Origin of the sequence: Chryseotalea sanaruensis (genome assembly GCF_003990915.1) — a bacterium.
Classification (GTDB): Bacteria; Bacteroidota; Bacteroidia; order Cytophagales; family Cyclobacteriaceae; genus Chryseotalea; species Chryseotalea sanaruensis.
Genome location: NZ_BHXQ01000003.1, coordinates 297167 through 319222, shown reverse-complemented (window position 1 = coordinate 319222; position 22056 = coordinate 297167). Strand labels below are relative to the sequence as shown.

The window sequence follows — 22056 nt, the reverse complement described above, 5'->3', positions numbered from 1 at the left end:
CACATATACAATAAAAAACTATGAAAAAATACTGTTTACTATTGCTGATAACGATTGCGCTGACAAATGTTGCTTATGCGCAGCGTTTGGTGCGTGGTAAAGTTTCCGATGGTACAGGTGCATCTTTACCCGGTGCGAATGTATATATCAAAGGAACTTCGCTTGGTACTTCAACAGATGCAGAAGGTCGATTTGCTTTGCAGATACCTGCAGAATACAACAATGCAATCATTATCGTTTCCTTGATTGGTTACAAAACGCAGGAGCTTACTGCTGGAGATCAGCCACTGGAAATTGTGCTTCTTGAAGATACAGAAGTACTGGAAGAAATTGTAGTAACTGGTTATAGTGCAGAACAACGAGAAAAAGTAATGGGTGCCGTTAGCACAGTTCAGTCAGCTGCATTAAATAAACTACCTGTACCAACACTTGACATGGCTTTACAAGGAAGAGCAGCCGGTGTTGTGGTTACACAGAATACGGGTGCACCCGGTGAAGGTGTATCTGTTCGTGTGCGTGGTGTAGGATCCATTAACAGTGGTAACTATCCGCTTTACGTAATTGATGGTATACCAACATTAGACATTAGTGCTTTCTCTTTACAGGATGTAGAATCACTTACTATTTTAAAAGATGCCAGTGCTGCAGCGTTGTATGGTTCTCGTGCAGCAAATGGTGTTGTTGTAATTACTACTAAAACAGGAAGAGGAAGTAGACCCACTGTGCAAATTAATACGCAGTTTGGGGTACAATCACCCACGCGTTTGATTGACATGACCAATACTGCTGATTATGTAACGCTCTATAATGAAGCAGCAGCAAATGATAATGTTGGTAAAACAGGAATTTTCCTCCGCCCGTTAATCACTGAATCCATGGCACAGAATTTTGATGATGCAGACCATGTTGATGCCATTATGCGAGATGCAATTTTACAAACACATAGTTTTTCAATTGCCGGTTCGGAGGGGAAAACGAGTTATGCATTATCAGCAAGTTATTTTAATCAGGAAGGTATCATCAAGTCTAGCGACTATGAACGTGTTACAGCCCGCATTAACCTTGAATCGGATGTTAAAGAATGGCTGACAGCTGGTGTAAATTTTAATTTGTCAAAATCTACCACCAACCTTATCCCAAGCTCCGGTGATGGCGCAGGTGGCAATGGAGGCAGTGTAGTACGCTACGCTTTCTTCAGAACACCGGCAATTTCTGTCTATGACGGAGCAGGCGATTTTGTTGACCGACCTGCTTTATTTCAATTCCTGGGTGATGGTTACAATCCAGTGGGTATGCTAGCCTACAATAACAATAAACGTATTAATGATCGGCTATTCGGAAAGTTGTATTTCAAACTAAACCTTATGGAAGGTTTGTCCTTTGTATCAAATATAGGACTGGATGTAAGCACACAAAATCAAAGACGCTTCGATAGAAACTGGGGTACCTTAAATCGTATCAATAATCCCAATCGCTTAACAGTAATTGATTCAGATTTTCAGGGCTTAACCTTTAGCAATTTTGCCACTTACGAAAAATCTGCGGGAGAGCATACTTTGAATTTTTTGCTGGGTACTGAAGCTATTAAAAACCAGACTTATGTATTTAATGCTACTGATAATAATTTTCCGGATCAGGAAAACAGCCTTGTCTATTTAGGGAATGGTCAGGGAATCAAAACGAATTCAGAAGGACGTGTGGGTAATGCCTTGCTTTCATTTTTTGGAAAAGCTGGGTACGAATTTAAAGAACGATATTTGGTTTCAGCCACATTACGCAAAGACGGATCATCACGCTTTGGTCCGGATAATCGCTGGGGAACTTTCTATGCCGGATCATTGGGCTGGCGCATGGAACAAGAGAATTTTCTCACGGACGTTTCCTGGTTAAGTAAACTTTTTGTTCGTGCAGGCTACGGATCAATTGGTAATCAGGAAATCGCAGACTATGCTTATGTTGATAAAGTGGGTAACACATATTACTATCCTTATGGTAACGCAGTAGCGGTTGGTTACGCGATTAATCAATTAGGCAATAGTAAAGTTAAATGGGAAACCAGTAATCAATTGAATGCCGGAGTTGATGTGGAAATTGCCAATGGTGCTTTTGCTTTCTCTATTGACTATTTCAATAAAGTAACTTCAGACCTTTTGGTTAATCAACCGATTGCTTCATCTGCCGGAACTGCTGCACCTGCTATTATTAACAATGGTACAGTCTTGAACCGCGGTATCGAATTATCTGTAACACATACTAAAAACATTCGCGATTTTAATTACACAGTAACACTGAACGGAGCCACGCTTTACAATGAAGTGTTGGAAGTTAATCCTGTAATACCCGGTGGCGCTATAGGCTCTGATAATATCACGTTAGTAGAGAAAGGTTATCCGATTGGTTCCTTCTATCTCTATGAAATGCAGGGGATTTTCCAGGATGCAGCAGACATTTTTACACATGCCAATCAAGGTAGCGATATTGAACCGGGCGATGTAAAATATAAAGACCAAGATGGTGATGGTTACATTACTGGTAAAGACAGAGCACATTTGGGTAGCCCGATTCCGGATTTCACGGCTGCATTGAATGTGTCACTCGCATATAAAAACTGGGATATGTCTATGTTTTTCCAGGGTGCTTACGGTCAGGAAATTTTTTCAGTGCTTAATCGTGACATCGAAGGATTTTACAGACCCTTCAATGTAACACAACGCTACTTCGATAACAGGTGGACAGGAGCAGGCACCAGCAATCAACACCCACGTGCTTCATGGGATGCTTCAGGAAATAACACTAGATACTCAACACGCTTTCTCGAAGATGGATCTTATACACGATTAAAGAATTTACAAATAGGATACAAACTACCAGCCGGTATTTTGGAGCGCTACGGTTTTTCAGCAGTTCGCATTTACGTGTCAGGTACCAACCTGCTCACCTTTACCAAATACCAGGGTATGGATCCTGAGATGACTGTCAGTGATAATGCTTTAGGACAAGGTGACCGGGCAGCGGGTATGGACTGGGGAACATATCCGTCAGCCAGGTCTTTTAACATGGGCTTAAATCTAACTTTCTAATCAGTATGCATATGAAATATATTTTTCGCACTTGTATCATACTCATTGCTTTGACATGTAGCAGTTGTGCTGATTTTTTAGAAGAAGAGTTGGAAGGTACTTATTCCAACGAAAATTTTTATAAAACAGAAGAGCACGCCTTACTTGCTATTACAGGAGTATATAACATTGCCTCATTTACATCCACAAATAATGCCTTGTGGGTATTTGGTGATGTAGTATCAGATGATGCTGTAAAGGGTGGAGGTGCAGGAGACCAAAACGATATTCAGTTTCTGGATGAGTTTAACTACTCGAGAAACAATGGTTTCCTGGAAAAAATTTGGAAACATTATTATGAAGGCATCACACGTGCCAATTACCTGCTTTACTATGCCGGAGGTATCCAAATGGATGCAAGTAGAAAGGCATCAGTAATAGCAGAAGCCAAGTTCCTTCGTGCATACTTTTATTTTCAATTGGTTAATATTTTTGGTGAGGTACCCCTTAAGCTTACTCCACCCATTAACCTTGATGCGATTAATGTTGGTAAATCATCAGTGGCCAGCATCTATGATCAGATTGAAACCGACTTAACAGATGCCACTCCGGCTTTAGAAAGCGTATCAACTTTTGGAATAGGCAGAGCAACAAAAGGTGCTGCACTAGGTCTTTTGGCCAAAGCACATTTGTATCAGGGAGAGTGGGAATTAACATTAGATGCCATCAGTGATCTGGATGCTTTAGGCTTATATGCACTCGAGCCGGTTTATAAAAATAATTTTATAGACTCCACACAAAATAATACAGAATCGATTTTTGAAATCCAGCACCTGAGCGGCAGTACACCTAAATTGGGAAGTCATCTGAATCAATGGTTCGGTTCACCTGCCGAGAATGGGTATTACTTCAACGTGCCGCTGCAATCTTTTGTAGATGAATTTGAAGTAACCCTCGGAGGCGTGGCAGATCCGCGTCTGGATTATACTGTTGGTCGTGAAAATACAAAATGGATTAACGGAGAAGATTTTAGTCCGCTGTGGTCACCAACAGGCTACCTGCAGAAAAAACATTTGCAACCAACCCGCGAAGAACCCATCATCGGAGATGCCAGCCTGAATTATGTATACCTGCGATATGCCGACATTCTATTGATGAAAGCAGAAGCATTGAATGAATTGAATCGCACAACAGAAGCATTAGACCCATTGAACGAAGTTCGTAAGCGTGCACGAGAAAGTTATCTATACGATGAAGGACTGGACGGTTTTGGCGTGATTCCAATTAATCTATTACCTGATGTCTCAGGAACACAAACGCAGGTGCGTGAATCTATCCGACATGAACGCAGGGTAGAACTTGGCTTTGAGTTTCACCGCTATTTTGATTTGATGCGCTACGGACAGGCTATTGCCGAAGCTGCATTGAGCAGTACAGGTTTTAGTTATGCAGATGATAGATATTTTTTAATACCTCAATCAGAAATCGATACAAACACTGCAATTGACGAATAACCAATAATCTCTTTTAATAAATTTTTTAACTAAACAATTCTAATTATGACACACAAATTAAAAAACATGGCCTGGGCGCTTGCATTAATGGCAGGTACCGTGCTGGCTGTTTCTTGTTCTGATGACGATGATGGACCGAATGCGGATAAGACTGCTTTACAAACCACGATTGATGAGGCTATCGAGCTTCTGGAAACAACAGAGGAAGGAAGTCAGGAAGGACAATATCTTGCTGGTGCTAAAGAACCACTTGAGGTTGCTGTAGATGCAGCCGAAGCTATTGTTGCAAGTAATGCAGTAACACAAGTACAGGTAGACAATGCAAATGTAAATTTGCAAGAAGCCATTGCTGAATATGAAGCTGCCATTATTGAGCCTATTGCTCCTGCAAACCTTGTAGCGCACTGGCGTTTTGATGAAGGTACGGGTACAACTGCCAACGATGAATCATCAAATGGATTGGATGGTACACTGAAGACAGGACACGAGTTTTGGGGTGCAGGTGTACCGAGTTGGACAACTGATCGTTATGGGGTAGCCAATAAAGCAATTTATTTCGATAAAGGTGCAAACGTTGAAGTTCCATATAACACTAAGTTGAATCCACAAACCATGACTATCTCATTGTGGATGAAGCAAGATGTAAACGATCCAATTCTTAACAATCAATATATGGTTGCATTAAACCGTTGGAATGGCTGGAAGTTGAACATGCAAGCTGATCCAAAAGCTTTCATGACAGTAAAGGCAGATGTTGCTGGTTCTCCTGATCCTGCCTATTATGACAGAGACAACGCAGATCCTATTCTTACGCAAAACTCATGGTATCATGTAGTAGTTACCTTTGGTAATGGGCATATGATATTCTATGTAAATGGTGTTAAAGTAAGAGACTGGGATAACACGCCAGGTACAGCTATCAACTTATCTGCTGCACCGGTAAACTTAACTATTGGTCAGGATTTACCAACCAATGGTTACTCACTTAACGAAGCTGACCCTAACTATTTGAACTGGGGTGGATTCTTTGTAGGTAGAATGGATGAAGTTCGTATTTACAATGCACCACTTACTGAAACTCAAGTAGTAAGCTTGTACAACATCGAAAAGCCATAATCAACTTTTGAAATTCATCACCCCGGGCACTCCATGTTTGAGTTGCCCGGGGTGATTTTTCATTTTTTTAATATTATAACAATGCATGCAAAAGTAATTTTATTTATCTGCCTTCTTTTTTCCATCAAAGTGTATGCTCAACCCGGACAAATAAATATTGCACGCATTGAGCAAATGCCAAATATGCCGCTTTCGTATAATATGCGCGATTGGAAAAAGGTGGCTGCAGATTATGATGCATTAGTATTTTCTACTTCAGCGACCGGCCAACATTTGCCGCTGGTATCATTTAAAAATGAAGGGATAAACTATCCTTCACTAAGTCCTGTGTTGTTGCAAACCTATGTAGGAACCAATAGCGCCAATCAGGCAGAGGCTATTAACATCATCCCCGCTATTGTGGGAGCTTCATTAATGGGTATCAACAAACAAAATCAGAACGGAATCAACTGGGTTGAAAAAACCAAAGACTTTTTTAATAAGACCAATAACCAAAACGTATACCTGAATGGTTACAACACCACTACCGGAAATGACTGGTGGTATGATGTAATGCCTAATATTTTCTTTTATCAGTTGTACTCCCAATATCCGAGCACGACTGATTATGATCAGCAATTTATTTCCGTTGCAGATCAATGGCTTCGCGCAGTGAAAACCATGGGTGGAAATGCTACACCATGGTCAGTACCAGATATGAATTACCGAGCCTGGAATTTAATTACTATGACGGGTAATACACAAGGTGTAAAAGAACCAGAGGCTGCCGGTGGTATAGCATGGTTATTATACAATGCCTACCAAACTACCAGTAATCGCGAATACCTGTATGGTGCACAACAGAGTTTAGAGTTTCTAACCAACCTCAACTCAAATCCCTCTTACGAATTGCAATTACCCTATGGTGTATTGGCAGCTGCGAAGATGAATGCTGAGTTAAATACACATTATGATGTAGAGAAAATGCTTTCCTGGTGTTTCAATCGTGGTCCTTTGCGGGGTTGGGGTTCAATAGTAGGCACTTGGAACGGCAACAGTGTCGATGGGCTTATTGGTGAAGCCAACGACAATGGAAATGACTATGCTTTTGCCATGAATGGTTTCCAGCAAGCTGCAGCACTCGCTCCTGTAATACGATATGATAAACGCTTTGCACGTTCATTGTCGAAGTGGATATTAAATGTAGCCAATGCCAGTAGACTTTTTTATCCTGCTTATCTGCCACCAGCAAGTCAGGACGATTATAGCTGGAGCAATACGAATGACCCGGAGTCATGTATTGCTTATGAAGCACTCAAAGAAGTTTGGGAGGGAAAACCTTTATACGGTACAGGCGATGCTAAACGAAGCGGTTGGGCAGCTACAAACCTGGCGTTGTACGGTTCTTCGCATGTGGGTTATTTAGCCGCCATTGTAGAAGAAACGGATGTGGCCGGTATTCTTTTGATTGATCTTACTAAAACGGATTTCTTTTCAACCAGCACATTAAAATCTTACGCACTTTATAATCCACATAATACAATGCATCAGGTGAGTTTAACTTTACCCGCTGGTTCTTTTACAGTTTATGATGCAATAACGGAGTCGGTACTGGCAACAAACGCTACCGGAACGGTAGTGATTGATATTGAGGCGGATCAGGTCAAGTTGCTGACATTTGTTCCGACTGAGATTGCATTAGAGGAGAAGAATGGAAAACTCTTTGCCAATGATGAAGTAGTAGACCATCATTACGGCTATGATTACACAACCAAGATGCGCATAAAAGCCCTGAGTACGAATAATACTACAGTTGAGTTTAATGAAGCACTTTCATTTTTTGTAACTACAGAAAACATACCGGTTGAAGCCGCATACAATTGGCACTATGATGATGAATTAATTTCTTCAGAAAATACCAGTGAACTGGACTTTATTATTCCCGCAGTGGCAGGAATTAAAAAATTACGGTTAGAGATAATGGCCGATGGTATTACAATACGTGACAGTCTTCTGCTTAAAGTAGTAGAAAATATACCTGAGCCCCCTGTTGCTAGTGCCATTCTTCCAGAGCAGAAAATATTCACTGTATCAGCGAGTGAAATATTTCAATGCCTGGCTACAGATGATGATACAGAAGTGTTAACATACGAATGGTCAGTCAATGGCGGGACATTAAGCAATCAAAATAGTGCTTCAGTCAACTGGCAGCTACCTGCTACAGAAGGCATCTTTACTATTATTTGTGTTGTGACGGATCAGGATTTGCTTACGACTCAAATCAGCAAAGATGTATTGGTGAAAAGTGTGGACGTTGAAGATACATCAGCACTTGCTTACTTTCCATTAGATGGAAACACCCTTGACTACAGCGGCAATGGCTTTCACGCCACCGCATCAGGCGTAACATTAACCGATGATGCACGCAGTGAATCTGATAAGGCTTACTTATTCAATGCAGGAGATGATATCATTTTTGTTCCTGCGGATAGTCGGTTAAATTTTCAAGACAAAGTCACAGCATCACTGTGGGTTTACTTGCAAAGTGTACCAGAGGAAGTATTCCTCCTCTCGCACGGGAGTTGGGAGCAGCGCTGGAAAGTGTCTATTACACCTGACAAATATTTAAGGTGGACAATTAAAACAAGTACAGGTACTAAAGACCTGGACAGCTCTTCACCACTTCAACTCGGTCGCTTCTACCATATAACAGTGGCCTATACTGGTTTTTCAATGGAGGTTTATGTTGATGGAATACTGGATACTTTTACTGCACACATAGGTGCTATTGCTCAAACCAATAAATCTTTAACCTTTGGTCGAAAGGAAGAAGGGGAGAGTAATTATTTTCTCAGGGGAATATTAGATGAGGTACGCTTATACCAGGCTGCACTTTCGCCCCAAGTAATTCAGCAACTTCCTGAAATGTGGACTCCGGTAACTGCCATTGATGAACAATCTATAACACTCACAGTTTTTCCTAATCCTGCTAAAACTATTTTTTATGTATTAGGTGCTTCATTAAATAGTTCATTTAATCTAACTGATCTTAACGGAAATTTTATTTCCATTGAATCAAAATTAATAGATGATAAATTTGCTATTACCTTGCCTCAATTATCAACAGGCATGTATTTGCTAAAGGTTAATACAGGTGAACAGCTTAAAACGATAAAACTTTTAATACAATAAGTTTGATGAAAAACGCTACACACGTATTAGGGGTTGATATTGGAGGTTCACACCTTACTGCAGCACTAATTGATATGGAAAGTAATGAACTGCTGCAACCAAGTTATGTGCGCATTCGGGTAAACAGCAAAGGTTCAGCTTACGAAATACTTAATACATGGTGCGAAGCTATTGAATCAATCTTTGAAAAATTTCCTCAGGCATCATTAAAAGTAGGATTTGCCATGCCCGGTCCTTTTGATTACGAAAGAGGTATATCAAAAATTACAGGTCTGGATAAATATGAGGCACTCTATGATTTACCAGTTAAAGAGTTCCTGGCCGGACGATTGAAAATTGAAATGGATAACATACGCATGATGAATGATGCAGCGTGTTTTCTAAAAGGTGAAGTAGCAGCAGGTGCAGGAATTGGTTATCAACATGTAATCGGCTTGACGCTTGGAACGGGTACAGGCACTGCAACCTATCACAATGGTATTACAAAGGATGCCAACCTTGGCCCGTCACCTTTTATGGATAGTATTGCAGATAATTATTTTTCTACACGTTGGTTTGTTAATCAATACTATCAGCGAAGTGGCAAACAGGTTAAAGATGTAAAAGAACTGCTCACCCTACATTCATCGGATATGCATGTTTCACAACTATTTGCAGACTTTACTTCTAATATGACCCTCTTCCTTAAAGATTTTATACAAAAAGAAAACCCGGAGTTGATTATAATGGGAGGAAACATTTCCCAAGCCGCTTCGTTATTTTTACCACAGGTTATGGCTAACTTGTCCCAACATGGTATAGCAGTCACCATAGTGTGTGCAGCACTTGGAGAAGAGGCTGCTTTGTTGGGTGCTGCAAATCTTTTTCAATAAATAGTATTAGATAAACAATGATTGACCTTAAACTCACCACGACAAACCGTGAAGACGTATTCACAGAAATACAAGACTGTTTAACCAGCCTCAAACTCAATGTTGTCGCCAAAGACTTTACAAGACCGTGGGGTGGTTTTTTTGTGTTAGATGAAACGCAGGCAGAACTTTTTGCCAAGTTGTTTTTCCCTAATGTGGCGCTAGCGTCTTTGCGTATAAGCGGTAAGTTGAGCCCTAAAATTTTAGTGGTAGAACCCGGTAAACGATTATCGTGGCAGTACCATCATAGACGTGCAGAAATCTGGAGAAGTGTGGCAGGTGTTGTAGGTGTGGTTACCAGCCTTACCGATGTGGAAAGTGAAGAGCATATCTTAAATCCGGGGGATGAGATTCGACTGGCACAAGGCCAGCGTCACCGTTTGGTGGGGCGCAAAGAATGGGGAGTATTGGCCGAAATCTGGCAGCATACTGACGCTACAGCTCCCTCTGACGAGAATGACATCGTCAGGGTTCAGGACGATTTTGGAAGATAATCGAAGACAACAAAAGATGGCGAGAGCCATCTTTTTTATTTGATGTAAGCGAAAAGCTTTACTTTTGAAACACGATCTTGTTTATAAGATTACATTACCTGGTTCCGTAGTACAATGGATAGTATTTCAGATTCCGATTCTGAAGATGCAGGTTCGATTCCTGCCGGGACTACAAAAAGACTTTCAGCTGAAAGTCTTTTTTATTTAATCCACTTCCCTTAAACAGGTATACTTCCTCATCAACGGAAAATTGTTAGTCGAGCATCTTAATAAAGAATTCTCAGTGCTGGATATGGCTGCCGAGCCGGATGCTGCGCTGAGGTAAATAAGATAATTTTTATTAAAAATAATGCTTAATATCCATATTTTAGTCAAATAAGGTTTTTTATTTTACCTTATTTTTCTATTTTTAGTATTATATGGCATTAAACCCTTTTTCGGAAGATCAAATTATTGCGCGTCTCCAGTTCGAAAATCCCTGGTGGGCAAGTGGCAGTTTGGAGACGTACTATAAAACGTTCCGCCCTCGGCTCTACTTTAATCTTTTCTACCCGCTCGTTAAAAATACCACTGTGCATCGCGCCACAGTATTGATGGGGCCAAGGCGTGTTGGCAAAACCGTGATGTTATATCACACTATTCAGCAGTTGATTGCTGAAGGTGTGCCACCACAAAAAATTTTATATGCCAGCATAGAAACACCCATCTACAACAACATTGCGCTGGAAGATCTTTTTGCCATGGCCAGAAAAGCATCGGGTCAGGCCGAGACTTCGGGTTGGTATGTTTTCTTTGACGAAGTGCAATACTTAAAAGACTGGGAAGTGCACCTAAAAACATTGGTAGATAGCCACCGCGAAACAAAATTTATCGCCAGCGGTTCTGCGGCAGCTGCCTTGAGACTGAAAAGCAATGAAAGTGGTGCAGGCCGTTTCACCGATTTTATGTTGCCACCGCTCACCTTCTACGAGTTCATTCACCTCAAAAACCTGGATACACTCATCAAGCCCGACACCATTAACTGGAAGGGAAACATAGCGCTCTTTTCATCTGCTACTAACATTACCGAATTAAACAAACACTTCATTACATATGTGAATTTTGGCGGTTATCCGGAAGTGATCTTTAATCAGGAGATACAAAGCAACCCTGGTCGATTTATGCGTGCAGACATTATCGACAAAGTATTGCTTCGCGACTTGCCTGGTTTGTACGGTATACAAGATGTTCAAGAGTTGAACTCATTATTTACTACTATTGCCTGGAATAGTGGTCAGGAGTGCAGCATCGATGAGTTGAGCAAAAGCAGTGGCGTTAAAAAAACAATATTGCGGCAATACCTCTCATACTTGGAGGCGGCCTTTTTAGTGCACATTGTAAAACGTGTTGATCAAAAAGCAGGACGTTTTCAGCGAGACAACTTCTTTAAAATTTATTTAACCAACCCCAGCCTTCGAAGCGCGCTCTTTGCACCAATCACAGCCGAGGCTGATGGTATGGGTGCCATTGTGGAAACCGCTATCTTTAGCCAGTGGATGCAACGCACGCAGTTTATACCGTACTATGCCCGGTGGAAAAACGGTGAGGTAGACTTGATAAATATCAGTCGTAAAACAAACCGCCCCGATTGGGCAGTGGAAATTAAGTGGAGTAACCGCTATTTCGAAGCGCCTAACGAGTTAAAAAGCCTCACCACCTTTTGCCAGGAAAATAAATTAGCCATGGCCTTGGCCACCACTATTGACAAATCGGGAGTTAAAGAATACAATAACATTCAAATTCAGTATTTGCCCGCCTCGATATATGCATATAATGTTGGCAGAAACACATTGGAGAGTCAGAAATAATTTACGTTGCAATCTTCAAAAGGAGGTTGAGAATACTTGCCGATCTATGTGGTACTGTAAATGGTCCTCGATAGTGATCGGGCGGAACATTAGGAGAATTTTTTTTGACGTCTTTTACTTCAAAGCGTCAATCAGCCCAATTAAAGACACGTCCGCCTGATAAAGCCCTGTTTTAACGAGTAAGAATCTTACTCAATAGATACTTTCATTAACTTGATAGAGTATTAGAATGCCGTTGAAGTTTTACTAACGGTTCGACAACTGTCTGTTTGCGAGGGCAGGCTTAGGAGTTTATTGAATCCATTAACTCCAGCCGATACCAAATAGTCGACTATTGATACTCCCTGAAACCCTATTACTTATGTTTAAAAAACGTTTTTAGATTAAAAGAGCGTAGGAGTATGTTTAAAAAATGAAGTTGATATGATGAAGTTGAAAAGAACGCTGAAGTTAATGATGCCTCACTGGATGTTTACTATAGCGAAAGAGATGTATGCTAAAATCAAGATTTACAAATGGAAAAGTAACGGTGCACTTTTGCCTCCCCCTCATATTGTAAAACAAATGACGATACGAGAATATCAAAATCGATATCACTATAATATTCTGGTGGAAACAGGAACCTATTCGGGTGAAATGGTGGAGGCACAAAAGAAAAGATTCAAGAGAATTTTTTCGATAGAGCTCGGTGTGGATTTATATAAAAAGGCCACTACACGATTTAAGAATGATAAGAATGTTACCATTCTTCTGGGTGATAGTGGTAAGGAACTTACCAAAGTTTTATTAAAAATTACTGAGCCAGCCATATTTTGGTTGGATGGTCATTATTCTTCAGGTACAACAGCAAAAGGAGAAAAGGAATGTCCTATAGTGGAAGAATTAGCAGCCATTTTTAGTAGTAAGAAATTCAATCATATTTTGCTTATTGATGATGCAAGATGTTTTAGTGGAGAAGGCGATTACCCAACCATTGATCAATTAACTAATTATATAAAAAGTAAAAATGCAAACTATCGCGTTGAAGTGAAAGACGATATTGTTCGATATGTTATTTAATTACTGTGCGGCCTTAGTAAATTTAAAGCTATGAAGAAACCTGCCTTGCCTCCTGCTTGGCACTATAACTTATAAAAAATTTGACAAACCTATTCCTTAATTAACCAACTGAAAATGTTCAATCACATCAGAACCTATATTACTTAATCATTCATTGTTGTGAAGTTTTTTCTGTACAAGTGTATCAAGTCCAATGAATAAATTATTTGGTGAAACAAACTGGCAAGTAAAATAATTATCAATTCCCTTTATCAGGGATAACAGCTATCGCCTCAATCTCAATCATGTAATCGGGATGAGCGAGTGCCTGCACACCAACCAATGTACTGGCTGGAGGATTTTCTTTAGATAAGTAACCCTTCCTTACTTCACGCACAATGTCAATATCGCTTGGTTTATAATTAACCACATAAGTTGTCATTTTTACCACATCCTCAAATCGGGCACCAGCAAATCGTAAGCAATACAAAAGGTTATCATAAACCTGTTTTGTTTGTGCCTTTAAATCACCTTCACCAACTACTTGTCCGGCTTCATTAACAGGTACTTGTCCTGAAATATAAATGGTTCTTCCAGATGCACTCACTACAGTATGTGTGTAGCCACTGGGCTTTATTCTGAAAGGATTGATGAATTCTTTATCAACCTGTTGCGCGAATGTAGTATTTACGATGGTTATGAATATTATGGTTATTAAGTATTTCATAGCTGTATTTTTAATTAAAATCATAGTCTTTTGATAGTTGAGCTTTTATATAAATCGAATGTATGCATTAATGTATCCTTCCTTGTTTAAACATAAAATTATACTTTAGAGTAAGAAAAATCTATGCCATGACTTCACTTTTCAAAAAAATGAACTTTAAAGATCACGAAGCCATTTTTGCTATTCAAGCGCCAGAGAGCTTTTTACCTGAGTTAAAAGAAATGGGCCAATTGGCTAGTGTTAAAACTTCTATGAAGGGGGCTAAAACTATTCCTTTTCTAATAGCCTTTGTCACTAAACAAAAGGAGGTCGATGATTTAGCAGTGTTGATTGGAAAGTTAGTGAAAGCAGATGAGGTGATTTGGTTTGCCTACCCCAAAGGGACTTCTAAGAAGTATACTTGCGAATTTAATCGCGATAATGGCTGGAAAGTATTAGGTAAGCTAGGGTTTGAAGGTGTGCGTATGGTTGCTATTAATGAAGACTGGAGTGCGTTGCGGTTTCGCAAAGCAAAGGATATTAAAACCATGACACGCTCCTTTGCGATGTCGGATAAGGGTAAAGAAAAAGTGGCAAAAACTTCAAAAAAGAAGCTAAAAAAATAGTGTTTTAGCGGTTTCATTCTATTGAAATTCTTTTTTTTGACCGAATAACATGCATCTACTTTTAGAATGGTTACCACTTTTAGATCTTGCGCATCAAGGCTAAACGATTTAAACCTATGACTAAACCCCTTTACATTTTAGCACTTTTTATTTGCCTCGCAACGGTACCTGTATACGCCCAGATACATTTGGGCGCTACCTCCGCTTACAATGCAACTTTTGTATTGGATAAAGGCTTGAGCGAAGACCCCCGCTATAACTCAACGTATACCTATCAGTTAGCGCCCGTGGGTTTCAATTTTGGTGTAGATTTCGGAAAAAAATTCGGTTTACAACTGGAATCCATTCTATCAAATCAAGGTCAGATTTATGAGTTGGTTGATGTTGCCGGAAAGATAGCAGGTGAACGTAAAATCGATCTGCAGTATATTAGCATTCCTATGATGATGAAATTTATGGGAGGAGGCAATGGCAAGGCAAGAACTAATTTTAATTTTGGCCCTCAGCTTTCCTTATTAAGCAAGGCTAAAGAAACCTTACAAGCTGATGGAGGCAGTACGTTTACAATTCCTGAAGGACTTGCTTTTGAAGATGTGGAGGCGGATTTTGAGGGAGCAATCAATAATGGAGATGGTACCTACAGTATGCCTCAGGGGTCATCAAATCCTAAAGATTTATTATCTAAAGAAGCTAATGATTTTCGTAATGCTGAATTTCAATTAGCTATGGCTTTTGGTTTTGATCTGGATTTAAGTAAGCACTTATATTTGTCTGCTCAGGTACGCGCCAACTATAGCTTAACAGATATGCGTAATGGCGATGTAATAGACAGGATTAAAGCAGGCAACGCAGGTGATATTTTTGGATCTAGAGCAAACTTGTTAGTAGGTGTACAAATGGGTTTACATTGGTACTTTGGAACACTACGTTCATTTAAAAATAAATAGAAGTAAACTACAGGATGAATTTTAAAGCCATCTCCATCAGGAGGTGGCTTTTGTTTTTTGTCTTAAGTGTTAGGCATAATCTAAAGCCGTATATTCGCCCCAATCTATGCAGAGTTCAAAACATGTAGCGTCAGGTGTCGCTGCCTTTCTTATTTGGGGCTTTTTTGCCATTCCTTTACGGGCACTAAGCGATTATTCTGCTGGACAAATTTTGTATTTCCGCATCCTATTATCACTTGCCATTCTCATTGTAGTGGTGGCAGGATTCAGACGTAAACAAGTAGGGGAGGCGTTGCAACTGCTCAATAGTTTCTCTAAGCGAAAACGCTGGTTGGTTATTTTACTTACTCTTGGTGGAGGCCTGTTACTGACTATTAACTGGCTCACCTTTATCTACATTGTTAATAATATTAACATTAAGACAGCATCCTTCTCCTATCTTATTTGTCCGGTTATTACAGCCGTACTGGGGAGTTTACTTTTGAATGAATCATTAACTCAAAGAAAATGGGTGGCCGTTGGCTTATGTGCGCTGAGCTGCGTGTTAATCGGGCTTGGTTCGGCTCTGGAGCTTGGTTATAGTTTTCTCACTGCTATTACGTATGCCCTCTACCTAATCTCACAGCGTAGAAACCAGGGCTTTGATCGGATGATTACTTTAGCTATACAAGTTGCTTTCTCTTTATTGGTGCTTAGCGCAATGCTACCATACTTACTGACTGAAGTTCCATTCACTACTGATTTTTACCTGATCATCTTTATTGTAGCGGCAGGCTTTACAGTGTTACCACTTTTTTTAAACCTCTTTGCGTTAAATAAAGTAGATGCGGCAACGATTGGTATTATCATGTATATTAATCCTTTGTTGAACTTTACCATAGCTGTAACAGTTTTTGATGAAAAACTCAGCCTTATTCAAATTATTGGTTATTCTACAATTTTACTGGCTTTGATACTGTTTAATTATTCAAGCCTTAGTAGATTATTTCAGCCCTCTGCTGTAAAGAATTAAGCTGTCTCCATTTCAAACGTAAAACGCTTATTGAAAATTTTATGCTCTAGTTAATGTGGATTTGAAGAGACAATACCCTATAGGTTTTCTGTCTCCTTGAATTTTAGAGAATAAATAAATGGCCAGTACTTACCGGTAACCAGCATAGACTTAGTACCTGCATGCCAGGCTATTCCATTTAATACATCCATAGAAGGATTAACCATACTGGCTTGTGACACTAAGTCAGACAGATCCATAAGCCCCACTACTTTGCCATTGCTAATATCAATTTTTACAATGCTGCTGGTTTGCCATACATTTGCAAAGACAAAACCATCAATATATTCCAACTCATTTAATTGGTTTAGTACTTTGCCTTCGTAAGTAACCGGTAATGATTTCACCAAACTTAAATTAACGGTATCCAGAAAATATAATTTGTCACTACCATCACTCATAATAAGATGCTCATTGTTGTGTGTGATACCCCAACCTTCTGTCGCGTAGTTAAAGTCTCTTATTTTTTCGAATGTATTTAGATCATAAACAAAGCCTAACTTACTCTGCCAGGTTAGCTGATATATTTTATTGTTTAGAATGGTAATTCCTTCTCCAAAATAAGTGCTCGGTAATGTTATCTTTTTTTCTGCTTCACCTGTGGTAATATTGACAATCCCTATCCATGAATTATTCTGCCCTGTGCTTTCGTACAGCTTACCTTTGTGAATGGTAAAACCTTGCGTAAAAGATTTTGTGTCGTGAGGGAAACTACGTTGAACGCTGTAGGCTATTCGAGGTGTTTGGTTTGTTGTAATGGTCTCCTTCTTTTCTTTATCGGAGGACGAACAGGCACCTAGTATCCATGTAGAGAGAAAAACTAATGCGAAGAGACGATTTAACATGGTAAAAAAAATTATGGCTATTTCTAATGCAAGCTAATTTTTTGTTTGTGATAATAAAATAGTACGAGGTATTTAATGAAGCCAGGTTGCTTTCCTTTCAAGTATCGTCTCCCGATTAGAGGACGGATAGATGTCGTGTTTATAATAAGAGAATAGTTTAAAATCACTCGAATAAATATTAATAGCTGATTTTTTGCTCTCAGGCCGCATGGTCTTGGCTGAGCATGCTTTGAGGAAACATAGGAAATTCAACTTTAGCAACACTAAAAAGCCTTCGAACTATTCTGTTACCAGTTAGTCCGAAGACTTTATTTTCAATAACTAAGAAGTTTTTTAATAAGCTCTTTCTACAGCACCTGAGCCGTAAATCTTTTTAGTGGTATTTTTTGTATTGCCTTTATGCTTCAGACTGCCGCTGCCCAACACCTGCGCATCTAAGGTAGTGGTTACATTAAGTTCACAACTACCAGAACCGCTAAGTTTTGCCTTGGCTGTTTCCAGGGGGCAATCAAATGCATAGATATTACCTGAGCCACTAATAACGGCATCAAGGTTAGTGGCGTAACCTTTTAAAGTCAATTTGCCTGAGCCGCTTACTTCCGCTTTTACCTGATCACCTTTTACATCAACATCAATGCTACCGCTACCAGAAACTGCCAAAGTAATATTGGTTGCTGCGATGGAATTTTCAGAAATAATTTTTCCGCCACCATTTACTTGTAGTTCGCTAATGCTTTTTACACTAACATAAACCTTCATAGTGGGATTAACTTTTATATCATCAATTTTTGCCCAGATGCTTTTGTTAGGTGCCTCTGGTTTGCGTTCAATGTTAATAAGGAGCACACCATTTTCTACTTTAATATCGGTGAGGTCATAAATTTCTGTAAGGGCTTCAACTGTTACTTCCTGCTTGTTGGTTTGCTTTAAGTAAACAGTGTAGTTGGAATTAACAGCGATGCTTTTAAACTCTGGTAACTCAAGGGTTTTCTTGGTTACTTGTGCCAAACCAAGTATGGGCAACAAAAGAAATAGGAGGATGGTTTTTGTTTTCATAGTCGAATGATTCATATGGTTAAATTACAGTTTAACGGTAAAAGGAAACCGGAATTTATCGATAAAAAAGACGGTTTATCTCTTTTCTTTGAAGATTGCCCTATAAACCAATATGAAAACTACCAGACCGACACATAGGGCAATGGTGTTACCAAGGGTTAAAAATTTAATCGCGTGCATATTTGAGGTACTCTGGTAAAGGTACACTTAATTTCATTTCAGGATCAACAATTGGTGCTTTTCTCTCGACTTGTAATGGCACTACGCCCGCCCATATGGGCAAGTTGTAATCTTCCTCATCATCTTTTGGGGCACCTGTTCTTACCTTGGCCGAAGCTTCTTCAATCTTAAACTTAAGCACCATGGTTGCCTTCCATTCATTGTCGGTTGGCTTGCGTACATCAGCCCAACGGCCAGGTTGCATTTTATTGGTAAACACTTCAAGCGATTGATAGATCTCCTCTTTATCGTCAACACGAACAGCCTCACTAAACATAACTACTGAGCGATAGTTAACCGAATGATGAAAAGCAGAACGCGCCAACACTAATCCATCGATGTGCATAACACTGATGCACACTTTCGATTTGTGCTCTGCTAAGTGGCGCATGTAGTGACTACCTACAGAGCCATGAATGTAGAGTTGATCACCGATTCTGCAAAAGCCTGTAGGAATCTGGAAAGGCTCATTGTCTTGCACAAAGGCAATAGTGCAGACGAGGGCATCATCTAAAATTGCATAGATACTGGCTTCATCATATACACCACGCTTGGATAAGCGTGTAATGGAAGTCTTGTCGGTCTTTTTGATGGTCATGGTTGTTGGTTATGATCTTAGTATATTTTAGATGTTTCCAATATATACATTAATAGATTTCCTTTGAAGTAGTTGGTAAAACAATTGTTAATGGACTTATATCTCTTGAGTCGGTAATTAAAATTTATACTTATCAAAGAGTCTGATTATTGGGGAATCAAATATCTATTCAATTTTTATGCTAAGCTATCAAAAGACCTGACAGCATTACCTTTGTCAGCTATTGCTAAAAAGACATTGTCAGCCGTACAATCTATGTCAACGATAATTCCTCTTTGCAAGTCTATATTTGTTGAATCCTTTTTCATTAAAAACCTGGTTTGCAATAATTGACGATAAGCAGCAACAGATCTTATGTGCTCGATACGCAATTAACTTTTTACTAAAGTATGAATTTACAACTAGCAAAATTATTTGAGTTTTTGGGGATTGTGATGATGGAAATACACACTTTTTAGGATCACAACAGTCACCATTGTTGCAGGTGTAATTAATGTTGCCTGCTGCGCTTACATCTCAATGGCATGGCGGCTTTGCTACAGTTGTAAACATTCAGGGGAAATAGACCAAGCGCTGCCTAGGTGCTGCGGTACGCAGGTTGCAGGCTTAGTCCTTATAACGTATGCCTATCGGTAGAGTAATGAATTTTTGACATTGTTAACTAAACACTATTGACATTAATTTCTAGTTAGCCCAATACGACTAGTATAGAAAGTTCAATTTTATTTACATTTGATCAAATTCCATAGTTGGTAATTAAATTCAGAGAGTTAAATTTTTCAGGTAGATGTTTGTAAGTGGTTTTACTTTTATTCGCAATGCTGTCAAGTTGGATTACCCAGTGGTGGAGTCTATTAATTCAATTATTGATATCTGTGATGAATTTATTGTACTTGTTGGTAATTCCGATGACGAAACAGAGCAATTGATCAGAGGTATTAATAATGAGAAGATTAAGATACACCATAGTACATGGGATGATTCGATTCGTGTAGGAGGAAGAGTTTTGGCTAAAGAAACAATTAAGGCATTTGCGCATATCTCCCCAAAAGCAGATTGGGCTTTTTATTTGCAGGCAGATGAGGTTGTGCATGAACAATATCTGGAAACAATCAAGGCAGCAATGTTGCAATACAAAGACGATAGTCTTACAGAGGGCTTATTGTTTCACTATGCACACTTTTATGGATCGTATCATTTTCTGGCAGATTCAAGAAAGTGGTACAGAAAAGAAATTCGTGTTATAAGGAACGATAAGCGTATCCGTTCTTACCGCGATGCGCAGGGCTTCAGGAAAAGCGATAAGAAATTATTGGTTAGACAGATCGATGCTTTCATTTATCACTATGGTTGGGTTAAGTCACCCGAAAAACAGCAGATTAAGCAGAGGTCCTTTAACAAATTATGGCATAGTGATGAATGGGTCGATACTAATTTGAGTGATTCAAGAAACTATAATTATGCTGAGATTGATTCGCTGAGTAAGTTTACAGGTACCCATCCTGAAGTGATGAAGAAGCGTGTTGCTTTACATAGCTGGAATTTTGATTTTGACCTTGATCAAAAAAAACTGTCTCTCCTGGAGAAAATTTCTTTTGCAATAGAGCGTGCATTTGGATGGCGTATAGGTGAATATAAAAATTACAGGATAATCTCCTGATTTTTATGTACCAACTCCTTAAACCTCTACTCTCAAAGATATATAATCCCGAAGCACTATTCAGGAGTTTTTGAATTATCTACCGCAGTGTAAAATTCCATTCATGGTTATCTTTCTCCAAACCCAAACGCATGTTGGTGAGTTTCTTTTTTACGCGTGCTTGAATACTTCCTTCTGAGGTAGGAGGGAGGGTGTAATCTTTACCATGAATATTAATAGTAGCAATGGGTGCTACAATGGCGGCAGTGCCTGCGCCAAAGGCTTCGGTTAGTGAACCTTGCTTATGTGTTTCAATTAATTCTTCAACACTTACTTTTCGCTCTTCCACCACTATATCCATTTCTTTGGCAAGCGTAAGAATAGAGTCGCGCGTAATGCCGTCCAGTATAGCAGTGGTTAGTCGAGGAGTAACGAGTTTACCATCAATCACGAACATTACATTCATGGTTCCGGCTTCATCAATATACTTATGTTCTTTGGCGTCAGTCCAGAGTACCTGATCGAAGCCTTCTTTTCTTGCCATTTGTGTAGGGTAGAAAGACACTCCGTAGTTACCGGCACATTTTGCAAAACCTGCTCCACCTTCGGCAGCGCGCACATAGGTTTCTTCTACTTTAACGCGCAGCGGTTTGCTGTAATAAGGCCCAACCGGACTGGTCATGATTACAAACTTGTATTGATCTGAAACTTTCACACCCAATCGTGCCTCTGATGCAAATACCACAGGACGAATATAGAGTGAGGCACCTTCGCTGGTTGGAATCCAGTCACGGTCCACATCAATTAAAGTGGTCAGACTTTGTTCAAATAAGTTGTAAGGTATAGGAGGCATACACATACGCTCAAGCGATCTGTTCATGCGCTCGTGGTGGCGTTTAAGTCTGAAGATGGTAATAACACCTGATGAAGTTTTATACGCTTTCATGCCTTCGAAAATGGCCTGACCATAATGAAGCGAAAGAATAGCGGGCGACATAGTCATTTCTCCGTAAGGAAGTACCGATGCTTCCCCCCATTTACCATCAGCATATTCGGCCACAATCATGTGATCGGCAATGTGTTGGCCAAAGGCAAGATTACTGAAATCGATTTCTTTTAATCTTGATTGACTGGTACGTTGAACACGTATGGAGTTTGACATAGTTTCCATGGAGATTTATTTTAATGAAGGTAAACTATTCTCTTGTTTTTAAACTAC

The 22056-nt window shown here is 39.6% G+C and carries 18 protein-coding genes and 1 tRNA gene; 13 read left to right on the top strand and 6 right to left on the bottom strand.

What is annotated here, in order from left to right:
• Nucleotides 1-20: 20 nt before the first annotated feature.
• From SanaruYs_RS09365 to SanaruYs_RS09325, 9 genes are all read left to right on the top strand, one after another.
• Nucleotides 21-3080: a SusC/RagA family TonB-linked outer membrane protein gene (locus SanaruYs_RS09365; RefSeq protein ID WP_127122292.1), complete on the top strand. Its 3060-nt coding sequence runs from the start codon at nucleotides 21-23 to the stop codon at nucleotides 3078-3080.
• An 11-nt stretch (nucleotides 3081-3091) separates the two neighbouring features.
• Nucleotides 3092-4573, top strand: coding sequence for a RagB/SusD family nutrient uptake outer membrane protein (locus SanaruYs_RS09360; RefSeq protein WP_127122291.1), 1482 nt, complete (start codon nucleotides 3092-3094; stop codon nucleotides 4571-4573).
• Nucleotides 4574-4618: 45 nt separating this feature from the next.
• Nucleotides 4619-5689: a LamG-like jellyroll fold domain-containing protein gene (locus tag SanaruYs_RS09355; RefSeq protein ID WP_127122290.1), complete on the top strand. Its 1071-nt coding sequence runs from the start codon at nucleotides 4619-4621 to the stop codon at nucleotides 5687-5689.
• Between the two features lie 81 nt (nucleotides 5690-5770).
• Nucleotides 5771-8860, top strand: coding sequence for a LamG-like jellyroll fold domain-containing protein (locus tag SanaruYs_RS09350; protein ID WP_160118623.1), 3090 nt, complete (start codon nucleotides 5771-5773; stop codon nucleotides 8858-8860).
• Nucleotides 8861-8865: 5 nt separating this feature from the next.
• On the top strand, nucleotides 8866-9732 hold the full coding sequence (locus SanaruYs_RS09345) for an ROK family protein (RefSeq protein WP_127122288.1): 867 nt from the start codon (nucleotides 8866-8868) through the stop codon (nucleotides 9730-9732).
• Between the two features lie 17 nt (nucleotides 9733-9749).
• A complete protein-coding gene (locus SanaruYs_RS09340) occupies nucleotides 9750-10265 on the top strand; it encodes a cupin domain-containing protein (protein WP_127122287.1) in 516 nt (171 codons plus the stop codon).
• 100 nt (nucleotides 10266-10365) lie between these two features.
• A tRNA-Arg gene (locus SanaruYs_RS09335) sits at nucleotides 10366-10437 on the top strand.
• A 247-nt stretch (nucleotides 10438-10684) separates the two neighbouring features.
• The gene (locus SanaruYs_RS09330) at nucleotides 10685-12112 is read left to right on the top strand and encodes an ATP-binding protein (RefSeq protein ID WP_127122286.1); all 1428 of its coding nucleotides are present in this window, start codon (nucleotides 10685-10687) and stop codon (nucleotides 12110-12112) included.
• Nucleotides 12113-12535: 423 nt separating this feature from the next.
• Nucleotides 12536-13171 carry a hypothetical protein gene (locus tag SanaruYs_RS09325; RefSeq protein ID WP_127122285.1) on the top strand — a complete coding sequence of 212 codons (636 nt, stop codon included), beginning with the start codon at nucleotides 12536-12538 and terminating at the stop codon, nucleotides 13169-13171.
• Nucleotides 13172-13409: 238 nt separating this feature from the next.
• Here SanaruYs_RS09325 and SanaruYs_RS09320 read toward each other — a convergent pair whose 3' ends face one another.
• Complete coding sequence (locus SanaruYs_RS09320; RefSeq protein WP_127122284.1) at nucleotides 13410-13877, bottom strand: RidA family protein; 468 nt, start codon at nucleotides 13875-13877, stop codon at nucleotides 13410-13412.
• 128 nt (nucleotides 13878-14005) lie between these two features.
• Here SanaruYs_RS09320 and SanaruYs_RS09315 point away from each other — a divergent pair, with 128 nt between their 5' ends.
• The 3 genes from SanaruYs_RS09315 (at nucleotide 14006) to SanaruYs_RS09305 (ending at nucleotide 16441) form a co-directional block, all read left to right on the top strand.
• Nucleotides 14006-14482 carry a hypothetical protein gene (locus tag SanaruYs_RS09315; RefSeq protein ID WP_127122283.1) on the top strand — a complete coding sequence of 159 codons (477 nt, stop codon included), beginning with the start codon at nucleotides 14006-14008 and terminating at the stop codon, nucleotides 14480-14482.
• 116 nt (nucleotides 14483-14598) lie between these two features.
• Entirely contained in the window at nucleotides 14599-15429 is an 831-nt protein-coding gene (locus SanaruYs_RS09310; protein WP_127122282.1) for an outer membrane beta-barrel protein, read from the top strand.
• A gap of 106 nt (nucleotides 15430-15535) precedes the next feature.
• Nucleotides 15536-16441 carry an EamA family transporter gene (locus SanaruYs_RS09305; protein ID WP_127122281.1) on the top strand — a complete coding sequence of 302 codons (906 nt, stop codon included), beginning with the start codon at nucleotides 15536-15538 and terminating at the stop codon, nucleotides 16439-16441.
• A 77-nt stretch (nucleotides 16442-16518) separates the two neighbouring features.
• Here SanaruYs_RS09305 and SanaruYs_RS09300 read toward each other — a convergent pair whose 3' ends face one another.
• The 4 genes from SanaruYs_RS09300 to SanaruYs_RS20410 all read right to left on the bottom strand — a co-directional run bounded on the left by SanaruYs_RS09300 (nucleotide 16519) and on the right by SanaruYs_RS20410 (nucleotide 19506).
• The gene (locus SanaruYs_RS09300; protein ID WP_127122280.1) at nucleotides 16519-17325 is read right to left on the bottom strand and encodes a glutaminyl-peptide cyclotransferase; all 807 of its coding nucleotides are present in this window, start codon (nucleotides 17323-17325) and stop codon (nucleotides 16519-16521) included.
• 333 nt (nucleotides 17326-17658) lie between these two features.
• Nucleotides 17659-18381 carry a head GIN domain-containing protein gene (locus SanaruYs_RS09295; RefSeq protein WP_160118622.1) on the bottom strand — a complete coding sequence of 241 codons (723 nt, stop codon included), beginning with the start codon at nucleotides 18379-18381 and terminating at the stop codon, nucleotides 17659-17661.
• A gap of 166 nt (nucleotides 18382-18547) precedes the next feature.
• Nucleotides 18548-19198, bottom strand: a complete 651-nt coding sequence (locus SanaruYs_RS09290; protein WP_127122278.1) for a pyridoxamine 5'-phosphate oxidase family protein — start codon at nucleotides 19196-19198, stop codon at nucleotides 18548-18550.
• 176 nt (nucleotides 19199-19374) lie between these two features.
• Nucleotides 19375-19506: a hypothetical protein gene (locus SanaruYs_RS20410; protein ID WP_262708675.1), complete on the bottom strand. Its 132-nt coding sequence runs from the start codon at nucleotides 19504-19506 to the stop codon at nucleotides 19375-19377.
• Between the two features lie 479 nt (nucleotides 19507-19985).
• Between SanaruYs_RS20410 and SanaruYs_RS09285 the strand changes: the two genes are divergently transcribed.
• Complete coding sequence (locus SanaruYs_RS09285; RefSeq protein WP_127122277.1) at nucleotides 19986-20858, top strand: glycosyltransferase family protein; 873 nt, start codon at nucleotides 19986-19988, stop codon at nucleotides 20856-20858.
• 79 nt (nucleotides 20859-20937) lie between these two features.
• Here the strand turns inward: SanaruYs_RS09285 and SanaruYs_RS09280 are convergent, their stop codons facing one another.
• Nucleotides 20938-22008: a branched-chain amino acid aminotransferase gene (locus tag SanaruYs_RS09280; RefSeq protein ID WP_127122276.1), complete on the bottom strand. Its 1071-nt coding sequence runs from the start codon at nucleotides 22006-22008 to the stop codon at nucleotides 20938-20940.
• Between the last annotated feature and the right edge of the window lie 48 nt (nucleotides 22009-22056).